Here is a 12,965-nt window from a genome sequence, read left to right on the forward strand (position 1 = left end):
CGGCGCGCGGCGCTGGCGGGCCCGCTCCAAGGCCGCCGCGATGGCGGCCCGGCGGGCGGCGGCGGCATCATCGGCAGCCACCGGGGGTTCCACGTCTTCCGGCGCTTCGTCTTGCAGCGGCAGGCGCTCGCGGTGCGCCTGGTAGCGCTGGCGGGCCTGCCGCGCCAGGGGTTCGGACCATGCCGCCCAGCCGGTGGCTGCGCCGCTGGCGTTCTCCAGCTGGATGCAGTCCACGGGGCACACGGGCACGCACAGCTCACAGCCCGTGCAGTAGGGCTCGATGACGGTGTGCATGCGCTTGCTGGAGCCCACGATGGCGTCCGTGGGGCATGCCTTGATGCACAGCGTGCAGCCTATGCACCAGGACTCGTCGATGACCGCCAGCATGCGCGGCCCTTCGGTGCCGTGCGCGGCGCTCAACGGCAAGGGCGGCTGGCCGGTGAGGGCCGACAGCCGCGCCACGCCTTCGGCGCCGCCCGGCGGGCACTGGTTGATGGGGGCGGCGCCTTCGGCGATGGCTTGCGCGTAGGCCGCGCAGTCAGGGTAGCCGCAGCGCGTGCATTGCGTCTGGGGCAGCGCGGCGTCGATCCGCGCCGCGAGGGTGGCGGTTGCCGAGGCGGCGCTCAAGCCTTGCGCGCCGCGCGGCGGCGGGGTGCTGCGGGCGCTTCATTGGCGGCAGGGATTGCCAGGGGCTCGGCCTGCCGGGCGGGCTGGTGCTCCAGGATGAAGGCGCGCACCTGCGGATACACCACTTCGCGCCAGCGGCGGCCGCTGAAGATGCCGTAGTGGCCCGCGCCCTTGGCTTCGAGGTGGCGCTGTTCCTTGCGCACGATGCCGCTGCACAGGTCGTGCGCGGCCTCGGTCTGGCCCGAGCCGGAGATGTCGTCCAGCTCGCCCTCGACGGTGAACAGGGCGGTGGTGGTGATGTCCTGCGGGCGCACGCGCTCGATCTTGCCCTCGGGCGAGCGCACGTCCCAGGTGCCGTGGACGAGGTTGAAGTCCTGGAACACCGTCTTGATGGTCTCCAGGTAGTAGTCCGCGTCCATGTCCAGCACGGCGTTGTATTCGTCGTAGAACTTGCGGTGGGCCTCGGCGCTGGCGTCGTCGCCCTTGATCAGGTCCTTGAAGTAGTCGTAGTGGCTGTTGGCGTGGCGGTCGGGGTTCATGGCCACGAAGCCGGTGTACTGCAAAAAGCCGGGATAGACGCGGCGGCCCGCGCCGGGGAAGCTTTCGGGCACGCGGTAGATGACGTTGTTCTCGAACCACTCGAAGCTGCGCTGCGTGGCGAGGTTGTTCACCGCCGTGGGCGACTTGCGCGCGTCGATGGGGCCGCCCATCATGGTCATGGTCAGCGGCGTGGTCTCGCCCCGGCTGGCCATCAGCGACACGGCGGCCAGCACCGGCACGGTGGGCTGGCACACGCTCATCACGTGGCAGTTGCCGTACTTGCCCTGCAGGTAGCGGATGAAGTCCTGCACGTAGTTCACGTAGTCGTCCAGGTGGAACTCGCCGTCGGACAGCGGCACCAGGCGGGCGTTCTTCCAGTCGGTGATATAGACCTTGTGGTCCTTGAGCATGGTGCGCACGGTGTCGCGCAGCAGCGTGGCGTAGTGGCCCGACAGGGGCGCCACGATGAGCACCACGGGCTGGGCCTTGAGCTTGACCAGGGTGGCCGGGTCGTCCGAAAAGCGCTTGAAGCGGCGCAGCTCGCAAAAGGGCTTGTCCACCTCGACGCGCTCGTGGATCGCCACGCCCACGCCGTCCACGTCCACGGACTGGATGCCGAAGGCGGGCTTTTCGTAGTCCTTGCCCAGGCGGTACAGCAGGTCGTAGCCAGCGGACATGCGCTGCGCCATGGGGGCGTGGCTCAGGGGCGGGTTGCTGAAGAGCTTGGAAGCGGCCAGGGCAAAGTCAGCAAAGGGCTCCATCAGAGAGCGCTGGGCCTCGTAGATGTGGTACAGCATGGGGAAACTCCGTTATGTTGCAGTGCAATATAGCAGCACTTGCAAGCGCATGCATGGTGGATAACCACCTAGGACCAGTCGCCTGAGCGACATGCGCCAGGGCGGGTTTTGCTATTTTTATAATAGCTGCTCGTGATTTCTGGATAAGCGCTGGAGGCCGATTTGACCCATATCATTGGGGCCGCGCATCGCCATGCACTTGCAGCCAGCCCTCGAAAGCCTCGCGCGCCGAGTTGCGCAGGGCCGAGCGAAAGGCGGCCTTGTTGCCCAGGTACAGGCAGTGCCGTATCACCGTGTAGGGGTTGAAGCTGCCGTGCGGGTTCTGCTCCTCGAAATACTGCTTGTAGCGCTTGACCGTACCCACCGTCTCGCGCATCAGCGCGTTGAAGCCTGCGCGCGTGATGCCCGGCGACCACGCCTGGATGTCGCCCACGAAGCCGTCCACCTTGGCGGGCTCGAACTCGAAGTCCTTGAAGAAGTGCGTGGCGATCTTCAGGAAGGTGAAGGCGTTGAGCTCGCTGCTCTTGCTGGGCGCCTCCGGCGCGGGCTCGGCGGTCTCGTCGGGCGCCTGCAGCAGCTCGGCGGCGGTGGCGTCGCGGATCTGGCGGAACTCGCGGTCGGCCAGCTCGAACAGGGCCGACAGCACGTTGATGCGCCGTTTCAGCTCCGCCGGGATGGATTTCTTGTACTTGATGCGGTGGTCCAGCACGCTCCAGGAGTCCTGGATGATGGTGCGCACCTGCAGCTCGAAGGGCTGGCGGGCTGCATCGCCATCGCCCGGCGGGCGCAGGTCCAGGTGCAGGCCCTTGTAGCCGAAGGCTGCCTCGGTGCTCTCCACCGCCGCGGCCTTGTCGGTCACGTCGATCACCGCGAAATGCGCGCGCACGATCTGCGCGATCTTCTCCAGTTCGTCCTCGTACAGGCAGACCACGCGCACGCCGACCAGGTCGGTGATGCAGGGGGCGATCTCGTAGGGCGTGTTGGCTTCTTCCAGCGCGGGGCGGTACTTGCGCACGAACTTGCGGACGCACTCGTCCACGTCCTTCACACGGCCCTCGACCTTGGCCACGTCCACGCCGCCCGCCTGCGTGACGGCGGCCGCCACCAGGGCGGTCATGGCCGCGCAGGTTTCTTCGAGCGCGGGCAGCTCGCGCGCGTAGTAGGCGCGGAAGGCGGCTTCCTCGTGGTCGAAATCAAGCGACGGCATGGGCTGGTTCGGCAGGGTGGTGGGCCGCGCGGGCCAGGGCATGCACCTCGCGCGCCGGGCGGTCCTTGAGCAGATGGTTGCTCCACACCTGGCGCCAGATGCGCGCGCCCGGCAGGCTGTGGCGCAGGCCCAGCATGTGGCGGGCGATGTGGGGCCAGGGCGTGCAGTGTTCGGCGGCCTCGCGCTCCATGTATTCGACCATCGCCAGCTCGACCTCTTCGCGGGTCAGGGGGCAGGGTGCGCCGCCGTGGTACAGGGCGTCCCAGCGCGCCAGCCACCAGGGGTTGTGGTACGCCTCGCGGCCAATCATCACGCCGTCCAGGTGTTCAAGCTGCTGCTGCACCACCTCGTCGGTGGTGATGCCGCCGTTGATGGCGATGGTGAACTGCGGGAACTCGGCCTTCAGGCGGTGTACGACCTCGTAGCGCAGCGGCGGCACGTCGCGGTTTTCCTTAGGTGAAAGGCCCTGCAGCCAGGCGTTGCGCGCGTGGACGATGAACACGGTACACCCCGCGTCGGCCACGGTGCCGATGAAGTCGCGCACGAAGCCGTAGTCTTCCACCTTGTCGATGCCGATGCGGTGCTTGACGGTGACGGGCACGCTCACCACGTCCTTCATGGCCTTCACGCAGTCGGCCACGCGCTGCGGCTCTTTCATCAGGCTGGCGCCGAAGGCCCCGCGCTGCACGCGGTCGCTGGGACAGCCGCAGTTGAGGTTGATCTCGTCATAGCCCCATTCCTCGCCCAGGCGCGCGGCCTGTGCGAGCTTGTCGGGCTCGTTGCCGCCCAGTTGCAGGGCGACGGGGTGCTCCTCGGCGTTGTAGCGCAAGTGGCGCTCGGTGCCGCCGTAGAGGATGCCGCCCGCGTTCACCATCTCGGTGTAGAGCAGGGTGTGGCGGGTCAGCAGCCGGTGGAAGTAGCGGCAGTGGCGGTCGGTCCAGTCCATCATGGGGGCGACCGACATGCGCCAGGGGGAATGCAGGGGCGGGGACATGGGGGGATTATCCCACTGCGCGCCTTGGGCTGGCTTCAAGCCAAATCGGCCTCCAGCGCTTATGCAGCAAGCACAGGCAGCTATCAAATTAGGACCTCTACCGCATCCGCTGGTCGTACTGCCACAGCCGCAGCTTGGTGGCGGTGAGCCTGCGGGCGTCCGGGTGGCGGGGGTTGATGAGCACGTTGGACTCCTCCGGCACGATGACGGAAGGCAGCTCCAGCAGCGCGCTGGCCAGGCCCTGGAGCCAGGCGTCGCCATAGTCCAGCGACACCTGGCCCGGCGGACGCGCGTCCCAGCCCACATGCCGGGCGGGGGCGAAGCCGGTGGCGCGGGCGTTCCACACGCCTTCGGGCACGTCGATGCGCACGAGGTAGCGGTTCAGCGGTAGCGCGCCCGCGCCGAGGTGGACGATGGTTTCGAGTGCGGCCAGGGCGATGGATGAGGCGGCATACACCACGGGCTGGCCCTTGCGGTTCCAGCGCCCGCCGGTTTTCTCGGCACCGGCGCCGCTCAGGTCATTCGCCGTGTAGTCGGGCGTGTCGGCCGCTATGCGCCAGAGGCAGGGCATCAGGCGTAGGAGCCGCTTTGCATGCGGGCCAGGATTTGCGACACCAGGGCCTGGCCTTCGGCGGTGTCCATGTATTCGGCGGGCCTGTGGCCGTTGAGGGCGGGCAGTTCCTGGTCGAGCCATTCGGCCACCCAGGCGGCGGCATCGAAGCCCTCTGGTTCGCCGGACTCCGCCACCATGGCCTGCACTTGGCCGATGAGCCGCGTCATGCCCAGCACGCGGGACGACTCCTCGGGCGATAGGCGCTTGTCCTGCGCCACCTTGCGCTGCATGGTGGCGCGGGGCAGACCCAGGGTGGCGTAGAGCTTTTCCTTGCTCATCTTCATGGAGGTGGCGAGCGTGCCCACCATCGCGGGCTCGATGCCGCGCTTGACCTCGACCACGATGGCATAGGGGTCGGCCTTGTAGGCTTCTGCAAACCGTTGGGGGGAGAGGGTTGCCATGGTGATTCACTCCGAATGATGCTCGATTGTGCATCGTTTGAGGCGGCGTGCCAATCAAGCCGCCGCTTCCAGCCCCTCGGCGAAGTGCGCGCGCATGGCGCTCTGGGTGGCTGCGGGGTCGCGGGCTTCCAGGGCGCGCAGCACGGCGCGGTGCTCGGCCAGCGAGTCCTCGATGCGGCCCTGCTTGAACAGCGAGTGGTGGCGGTTGAGCTTCATGACCTTGCGCAGGTCGGCCACCATCTGGCTGCGCCAGCGGTTGTCGGCCATCTCCAGCACACGCATGTGAAAGCGCTCGTTGACCGCGAAGAACGCCTCGCGGTCGTGCGTGGCGGCTTCCAGCTCGGCGTGCAGGGCGCGCAGCTCCTGCATCTGCGCGGGGGTGGCGCGCTCGGCCACCACGGCGGCGGCGTCGCTCTCCAGCAGTGAGAGCAGGTGGTACACGTCGTGCAAATCCTTCTCGCTCATCTCGGTCACGTAGGCGCCCCGGCGCACCTTCATCGTGACCAGGCCCTCGGCGGCCAGCACCTTCAGCGCCTCGCGCAGGGGGGTGCGGCTGATGCCGAACTCGTCGGCAATCTTCAGCTCGTCGATCCAGTCGCCCGGCTGCAGTTCGCGCCGGAAGATGCGCTGGCGCAATTGCTCGGCGACTTCCTCATACAGGGCGCGGGGGGTCAGGACGGCGGACATGGGCGGAATGTACCGCAAAAAGAATCAAGAATTAATAATTACAGATTGGGTTAGACTTCGGCAACCGTGCAAACCCGTGCGAAAGTCGGGGGCGCGCCCTGCCAATCCAGTGACACTTCTCCAGGCAAACCCGTATGAGCAGCAGCACCCCTGAACCCACCTTCGAGTCCGCCAGCCTTGCCGACTGGGCCAAGGCAGCCGCCAAGTCCGCGCCCGGCGGCGACCTGAACGCCCTGAACTGGGTGACGCCGGACGGCATCACCGTCAAGCCGCTGTACACGGCGGACGATGCGCAGGGGCTGCCCTATGCGAACACGCTGCCGGGCTTCGAGCCCTACCTGCGCGGCCCGCAGGCCACCATGTACGCGGTGCGGCCGTGGACGATCCGCCAGTACGCGGGTTTCTCCACCGCCGAGGAATCGAATGCCTTCTACCGCAAGGCGCTGGCGGCGGGCGGGCAGGGCGTTTCCGTGGCGTTCGACCTCGCCACGCACCGTGGCTACGACAGCGACCACCCGCGCGTGACGGGCGACGTGGGCAAGGCCGGTGTGGCGATCGACTCGGTGGAGGACATGAAGATCCTCTTCGACCAGATTCCGCTGGACAAGGTGAGCGTCTCCATGACCATGAACGGCGCCGTGCTGCCCGTGCTGGCGGGCTACGTGGTGGCGGCGGAGGAGCAGGGCGTGTCGCAGGACAAGCTCTCGGGGACCATCCAGAACGACATCCTCAAGGAGTTCATGGTCCGCAACACCTACATCTACCCGCCCAAGCCGTCGATGAAGATCATCGGCGACATCATCGAGTACACGGCCAAGAACATGCCGAAGTTCAACTCGATCTCGATCAGCGGCTACCACATGCAGGAGGCGGGCGCCAACCAGGCGCTGGAGCTGGCCTTCACGCTGGCCGACGGCAAGGAATACGTGAAGACCGCCATCGCCAAGGGCATGGACGTGGACGAGTTCGCCGGGCGCCTGTCGTTCTTCTGGGCGATCGGCATGAACTTCTACCTGGAGATCGCCAAGATGCGCGCCGCGCGCCTGCTGTGGTGCCGCATCATGAAAGGCTTCGACGCCAAGAAGCCCAAGAGCCTGATGCTGCGCACGCACTGCCAGACCTCGGGCTGGTCGCTGACCGAGCAAGACCCGTACAACAACGTCGTGCGCACCACCATCGAGGCCATGGCGGCCGTGTTCGGCGGCACGCAGAGCCTGCACACCAACGCGCTGGACGAAGCCATCGCGCTGCCGACCGAGTTCAGCGCCCGCATCGCGCGCAACACGCAGCTCATCATTCAGGAAGAAACCCACATCACCAACGTGATCGACCCCTGGGCGGGCAGCTACATGATGGAGAAGCTGACCCAGGACATGGCCGACGCGGCCTGGAAGATCATCGAAGAGGTCGAGGCCATGGGCGGCATGACCGCCGCCGTGGACTCGGGCTGGGCCAAGCTCAAGATCGAGGCCGCCGCCGCCGAGAAGCAGGCGCGCATCGACTCGGGCAAGGAGGTCATCGTCGGCGTGAACAAGTACAAGCTCGCCAAGGAAGACCCGGTGGACATCCTGGAGGTGGACAACGTGAAGGTGCGCGATGCGCAGATCGCGCGCCTGAACGCCATCAAGGCAAAACGCGATGCAGCCGGTGTTAGCCAAGCGCTGGATGCTCTCACTTTTGCAGCAGAAAGCGGCGAGGGCAACCTGCTCGACCTGTCCATCCAGGCCATCCGCCTGCGCGCCACGGTGGGCGAGGTGTCGGATGCGCTGGAGAAAGTCTTCGGGCGCCACCGCGCCGATACGCAGAAGGTGACCGGCGTGTACGCAGCAGCCTATGACTCGGCCGAGGGCTGGGAAAAACTCAAGGGCGAGATCGCAGCCTTCGCTGAAACCGAAGGCCGCCGCCCCCGAGTGATGATCGCCAAGCTGGGCCAGGACGGCCACGACCGGGGCGCGAAAGTCGTTGCCACCGCGTTCGCGGATTTGGGCTTTGACGTGGACATGGGCCCGCTGTTCCAGACCCCCGAGGAATGCGCCCGCCAGGCCATCGAGAACGACGTACACGCCGTGGGCGTCTCCACGCTGGCGGCGGGCCACAAGACGCTGGTGCCCGCGATCATCCAGTCTCTGAAAGAGCAGGGCGCCGACGACATCATCGTCTTCGTCGGCGGCGTGATTCCCGCGCAGGACTACGACTTCCTGTACCAGGCGGGCGTGAAGGGCGTGTATGGGCCGGGCACGCCGATTCCGGCCAGCGCCAAGGATGTGCTGGAACAAATCCGCAAAGCCATTGGCTGAAGTTTGAGATACAGTAATACGGTATTTCAACCGCAGGAGCAGACCATGGCCGTATCCGTTCGCATGGATCCTTTGATGGAAAAGGAACTGGAGCTTGCCGCCAAGCGCCAGGGCGTCACCAAGTCGCAATTCATCATTGCAGCGGTGGAGCGCGCCCTGGGCCGCAAAGACCCCGCAGCGCTGTACCACCGGGTGATGGAAGAAGCGGCCACCTACCGCATCGGCCAAGGCGCGGCGGACGAAGACCTGTCCCCGCACAAAGCCGCCTTGCGCGCCAGCCTGCGCGCGGTACACGAAGGGCAGCAAGACGAATACGCCGCTTTCCTCGCACGGCGCAAGGCCGCTGCCCAGGAGGCGCCGCAGTGAAGGTGTGCCTGCTGGACGCCAGCCCCATGGTCGCGTTGTTCGACAAGGGTGACCGTTTTCACGCGCACTTCCGGCAGCTCATGGTGTCGCCCGAGCAGCCCTTGCAGATGCATACCACCTGGCCTTGCGTGACCGAAGCCAGCCACCTGCTGGGGCCGCGCCACCGTGTGGCCCTGCTGCAATGGATAGGCGCGGGCGCGGTGCAGGTGTTTCCGTTCGACACGTCGGACTTGCTGGATATGTGCGAATGGATCACCCAATACACCCAGCAGCCGCGCACCGAGATGGACTTGGGCGACGCATCGCTGTACTGGCTGGCGTGCGAGTCGGGCGTGACCCGCATCCTGACCATGGACGTGCGCGACTTCTCGCGCTACCGCCTGCCTGATGGTCGGGCGTTCGAGATTCTTTGACCGGCCATGATGCAGCCCTTGCTCGAACCCCTGCTGCATGGCACCCCCATGGCCCAGCGCCGCGCCATCGCCAAGTCCATCACCCTGCTCGAATCCACCCGCACCGACCACCGCGCGCAGGGCGACGAGCTGCTCACCGCGCTGCTGCCGCACACGGGGCGCTCGTTCCGCCTGGGGATCAGCGGCGTGCCCGGCGTGGGCAAGTCCACCTTCATCGAGGCGCTGGGCCTGCACCTGATCGCGCAGGGCTTGCGTGTGGCGGTGCTCGCTATCGACCCGTCTTCCACCGTCTCCGGCGGCGCGATCCTGGGCGACAAGACGCGCATGGAGCACCTCTCGATGAACGAGCGGGCCTACATCCGCCCCAGCCCGAGCAGCGGCACGCTGGGCGGCGTGGCCGAGAAAACCCGCGAATCCATGCTCGTCTGCGAGGCCGCGGGCTATGACGTGGTCATCGTCGAAACCGTGGGCGTGGGCCAGAGCGAGATCGCGGTGCAGGGCATGACCGACATGTTCTGCCTGCTGCAACTGCCCAACGCGGGCGACGACTTGCAGGCCATCAAGAAGGGCGTGATGGAGCTGGCCGACCTCGTGGTCATCAACAAGGCCGACATCGACCCCCACGCCGCCACGCGCGCGCAGGCGCAGATCACGTCCAGCCTGCGGCTCCTGTCCATGCACGGCAACCCCGAGCATGCCCACCACGATGAGGCCATGTGGGCGCCCAAGGTCATCACGCTCAGTGCATTGAAGGGCGAGGGTGTGGATGGGTTCTGGAACGCCGTGCAGGAATTCCGCCGCCTGCAAGCCGCCAATGGCCGCCTCGCATCGCGGCGCGAGCGACAGTCCCTGGCCTGGATGTGGGAGCGCATCGACGCGGGCCTCAAGCAAGCCTTCCGCGCCCACCCGCAGGTCAAACAGCTTTTGCCGCAGATGCAGGCTGACGTGGCTGCAGGCCGCATAGCGGCCAGCACCGCAGCACGAAATCTGCTTGCAGCCCAATCAGGACGGGCGCAAGCAGCTATAAATTAAGTAGCATTCAACCCAAGAGAGCACACATGCAAGACATCCTCGACCAACTGGAGAAAAAGCGCGAGCTGGCCCGCCTGGGCGGCGGGCAAAAGCGCATCGACGCGCAGCACAAGAAGGGCAAGCTCACCGCGCGCGAGCGCATCGAGCTGCTGCTGGACGACGGCACCTTCGAGGAATGGGACATGTTCGTCGAGCACCGCTGCACGGACTTCGGCATGGAAGACACCAAGATCCCCGGCGACGGCGTGGTGACCGGCTACGGCATGATCAATGGCCGCCTGGTGTTCGTGTTCAGCCAGGACTTCACCGTGTTCGGCGGCGCCCTGTCGGAAACGCATGCCGAGAAGATCTGCAAGGTGATGGACCAGGCCATGAAGGTCGGCGCGCCCGTCATCGGCCTCAACGATTCGGGCGGCGCGCGCATCCAGGAAGGCGTGGCGTCGCTCGGCGGCTATGCCGACGTGTTCCAGAAGAACGTGCTCGCCAGCGGCGTGATCCCGCAGATCAGCATGATCATGGGCCCCTGCGCGGGCGGCGCGGTCTATTCGCCCGCCATGACCGACTTCATCTTCATGGTCAAGGACAGCAGCTACATGTTCGTGACCGGCCCCGAGGTGGTCAAGACCGTCACGCACGAGGAAGTGACCGCCGAGGAGCTGGGCGGCGCCGTCACCCACACCGCCAGGAGCGGCGTGGCCGACATGGCGTTCGAGAACGACGTGGAGGCGCTGATGATGCTGCGCCGCCTGTACAACTACCTGCCGCTCAACAACCGTGAGAAGGCGCCCCTGCGCCCCAGCAACGACCCGGCCGACCGTGTTGACCTGAGCCTGGACACCCTGGTGCCCGACAACCCCAACAAGCCCTACGACATGAAGGAGCTGATCGTCAAGACGGTGGACGACGGCGACTTCTTCGAGTTGCAGCCCGAGTACGCCAAGAACATCCTCATCGGCTTCGCCCGCATGGAAGGGCAGACCGTGGGCATCGTCGCCAACCAGCCGCTCGTGCTGGCGGGCTGCCTGGACATCAAGAGCAGCATCAAGGCCGCGCGCTTCGTGCGCTTTTGCGATGCGTTCAACATTCCCGTGCTCACCTTCGTGGACGTGCCCGGCTTCATGCCCGGCACGTCGCAAGAGTACGGCGGGATCATCAAGCACGGCGCCAAGCTGCTCTACGCCTACGCCGAGGCCACGGTGCCCAAGATCACCGTCATCACGCGCAAGGCCTACGGCGGCGCGTACGACGTGATGAGCAGCAAGCACCTGCGCGGCGACGTGAACCTGGCCTGGCCCAATGCCGAGATCGCCGTGATGGGCGCCAAGGGCGCGGTGGAAATCATCTTCCGCGAGGACAAGAACGACCCCGCCAAGCTCGCGGCCCGCGAGGCCGAGTACAAGGCCCGCTTTGCCAACCCGTTCGTCGCTGGCGCGCGCGGCTTCATCGACGACGTGATCCTGCCGCACGAGACGCGCAAGCGCATCTGCCGGAGTCTCGCGATGCTCAAGAACAAGCAGCTCGACAACCCGTGGCGCAAGCACGGGAACATTCCGCTTTGATTTTGATAGCTACCAGCGCTTGCCACATAAGCGCTAGAGGCATAAAACGCTTGAAGAATGACGATGTCCGAGGCGACCGACACCTTTCCCTCCAAGATTGATGCGTGGCTGGTGGCGCTGCTGTTGGCCAGCGCGCTGTTGGTGTTGGTCGCGGTGATCACCGCTTGGCCGCGCCAGGCAGCGCCCGCCCACGCCGTACTGCTGGCCGCCTTGCTGGCCCTGGGCACCGGCCTGCCGCTGTGGGTGCTGGCGGCCACCGGCTACCGGGTGGAGCAGGACGCGCTGGCGATCCGCAGCGGCCCGTTGCGCTGGCGCATTCCGTTGCGGGACATCCGCTCGGTCGAGCCTTCGCGCAGCTGGCTGTCCTCGCCCGCGCTGTCGCTCGACCGGCTGTGCATCCGCCACGGTCGCGCCGGGCAAGTGCTGGTGTCGCCGAAGGATCGGCAGGCGTTCGTGCAGGCGCTGCGGTGCGGCAACGCCCATATCCAAGTCACGGGTTTTTGAGAGATGTGTCCACCCATGGCACGCATGACTGTTTCTGGTTATTCTATAAATGTTCTTTTTTGAACTAAAAGCCCAATTTTTGGCATTTAATCATTCATTTTGGAGCACTTGATTGTTTGACCTTCACCCCCCTGAAGTCATCTGCAGAACGCTGGGCGAGCGCGTGCGTGCGCTCCGTCTGGCACGCAACCTGTCGCAGCAGGAGCTGGCGGACATGGGCGGGGTGTCGTTGTCCACGCTGCGGCGGTTTGAAGCGAGTGGGCAGGGCAGCACCCAGATGCTGGTACAGATTGCGCAGGCGCTGGGCGCGGCAGATGGCTTGCAGAACCTGTTTGCTCCATCCATACGCAGCATTGCCGATGCCGAACGTGCTGAACGTGCCGCGCAGCGCCAACGCGCACGGCGCAGAGGGTGACGCACATGGCATCGCTTGCACGCCTGAATGTCACCTACCGCGGCTGGGGCGAATCCTGGCCGCTGGGCACGCTTGCACAGGCGGGCGACCAGGTTTTGTTCGAGTATTCGCCGCAGGCCATCGAGCGTGGCCTGCAGTTCTCGCCGCTGCGCGTGCCGTTGCCGCGCCCGGGCGCAGCACCGATGGCCTACAGCGGGCCGCGCCACTTTCATGGCCTGCCCGGCTTCATTGCCGACAGCCTGCCCGACGGTTGGGGCATGCTGCTGATGGATCGTGCACTGCGCAAATCGAGGCGCGACCCGCGCAGCGTCTCCATGCTGGAGCGGCTTGCCATCGTCGGCCAATCGGCCATCGGTGCGCTGGGCTTCGAGCCTGCCGATCCGCTGGCGGCCGAGCAGCCCGGCGCGCTCGACGTGAAGGCGCTGGCGCGCGAGATCCAGGCCGTCGTCAGCGACGGCGATGAGCGCAGCAGCGCCGAGCAGCTGCGCCACCTGCTGATGCTGGGCGGCTCGC

The 12,965-nt window shown here is 66.4% G+C and carries 15 protein-coding genes; 8 read left to right on the forward strand and 7 right to left on the reverse strand.

All coding sequences use genetic code 11. The features are described from left to right. The 7 genes from QM569_RS14460 to QM569_RS14490 form a co-directional block, all read right to left on the reverse strand. A partial coding sequence (locus QM569_RS14460) for an RnfABCDGE type electron transport complex subunit B (RefSeq protein WP_414987935.1) occupies positions 1 to 627 on the reverse strand: 627 nt, incomplete at its 3' end. Continuing rightward, positions 624 to 1,964, reverse strand: a complete 1,341-nt coding sequence (locus QM569_RS14465) for a polyhydroxyalkanoate depolymerase (RefSeq protein WP_414987936.1) — start codon at positions 1,962 to 1,964, stop codon at positions 624 to 626. The genes QM569_RS14460 and QM569_RS14465, both read right to left, overlap by 4 nt. 172 nt (positions 1,965 to 2,136) lie before the next feature. Then, a complete protein-coding gene (locus QM569_RS14470; RefSeq protein ID WP_414987937.1) occupies positions 2,137 to 3,171 on the reverse strand; it encodes a GTP pyrophosphokinase in 1,035 nt (344 codons plus the stop codon). Continuing rightward, the gene (gene dusA / locus QM569_RS14475; RefSeq protein ID WP_414987938.1) at positions 3,158 to 4,165 is read right to left on the reverse strand and encodes a tRNA dihydrouridine(20/20a) synthase DusA; all 1,008 of its coding nucleotides are present in this window, start codon (positions 4,163 to 4,165) and stop codon (positions 3,158 to 3,160) included. The genes QM569_RS14470 and dusA overlap by 14 nt, the downstream gene beginning before the upstream one ends. Positions 4,166 to 4,262: 97 nt before the next feature. Further along, complete coding sequence (locus QM569_RS14480; protein ID WP_414987939.1) at positions 4,263 to 4,736, reverse strand: RES family NAD+ phosphorylase; 474 nt, start codon at positions 4,734 to 4,736, stop codon at positions 4,263 to 4,265. Beyond that, positions 4,736 to 5,179, reverse strand: a complete 444-nt coding sequence (locus QM569_RS14485; protein ID WP_414987940.1) for an antitoxin Xre/MbcA/ParS toxin-binding domain-containing protein — start codon at positions 5,177 to 5,179, stop codon at positions 4,736 to 4,738. The genes QM569_RS14480 and QM569_RS14485 overlap by 1 nt, the downstream gene beginning before the upstream one ends. A gap of 54 nt (positions 5,180 to 5,233) precedes the next feature. Continuing rightward, positions 5,234 to 5,866, reverse strand: coding sequence for a GntR family transcriptional regulator (locus tag QM569_RS14490; RefSeq protein ID WP_414987941.1), 633 nt, complete (start codon positions 5,864 to 5,866; stop codon positions 5,234 to 5,236). Between the two features lie 134 nt (positions 5,867 to 6,000). On the opposite strand from QM569_RS14490, the gene scpA reads away from it, so the two are divergent. The 8 genes from scpA to QM569_RS14530 all read left to right on the forward strand — a co-directional run. Beyond that, positions 6,001 to 8,163, forward strand: a complete 2,163-nt coding sequence (gene scpA / locus QM569_RS14495) for a methylmalonyl-CoA mutase (protein ID WP_414987942.1) — start codon at positions 6,001 to 6,003, stop codon at positions 8,161 to 8,163. Between the two features lie 45 nt (positions 8,164 to 8,208). Next, positions 8,209 to 8,529 carry a hypothetical protein gene (locus tag QM569_RS14500; protein WP_414987943.1) on the forward strand — a complete coding sequence of 107 codons (321 nt, stop codon included), beginning with the start codon at positions 8,209 to 8,211 and terminating at the stop codon, positions 8,527 to 8,529. Continuing rightward, a complete protein-coding gene (locus QM569_RS14505; protein ID WP_414987944.1) occupies positions 8,526 to 8,942 on the forward strand; it encodes a type II toxin-antitoxin system VapC family toxin in 417 nt (138 codons plus the stop codon). Before QM569_RS14500 ends, QM569_RS14505 begins: the two co-directional genes overlap by 4 nt. Positions 8,943 to 8,948: 6 nt before the next feature. Beyond that, positions 8,949 to 9,974 carry a methylmalonyl Co-A mutase-associated GTPase MeaB gene (gene meaB, locus QM569_RS14510; protein WP_414987945.1) on the forward strand — a complete coding sequence of 342 codons (1,026 nt, stop codon included), beginning with the start codon at positions 8,949 to 8,951 and terminating at the stop codon, positions 9,972 to 9,974. A 26-nt stretch (positions 9,975 to 10,000) separates the two neighbouring features. Then, positions 10,001 to 11,533 (forward strand): acyl-CoA carboxylase subunit beta, encoded by a 1,533-nt coding sequence (locus tag QM569_RS14515; RefSeq protein ID WP_414987946.1) that lies wholly within the window; start codon positions 10,001 to 10,003, stop codon positions 11,531 to 11,533. A 57-nt stretch (positions 11,534 to 11,590) separates the two neighbouring features. Beyond that, positions 11,591 to 12,037 (forward strand): PH domain-containing protein, encoded by a 447-nt coding sequence (locus tag QM569_RS14520; RefSeq protein WP_414987947.1) that lies wholly within the window; start codon positions 11,591 to 11,593, stop codon positions 12,035 to 12,037. A 112-nt stretch (positions 12,038 to 12,149) separates the two neighbouring features. Continuing rightward, positions 12,150 to 12,452: a helix-turn-helix domain-containing protein gene (locus QM569_RS14525; protein WP_414987948.1), complete on the forward strand. Its 303-nt coding sequence runs from the start codon at positions 12,150 to 12,152 to the stop codon at positions 12,450 to 12,452. Between the two features lie 5 nt (positions 12,453 to 12,457). Further along, positions 12,458 to 12,965: HipA N-terminal domain-containing protein (locus tag QM569_RS14530; protein WP_414987949.1), on the forward strand; the 508-nt coding region annotated here is incomplete at its 3' end.

Source organism: Acidovorax sp., from assembly GCF_047607405.1.
GTDB lineage: Bacteria > Pseudomonadota > Gammaproteobacteria > Burkholderiales > Burkholderiaceae_C > Acidovorax.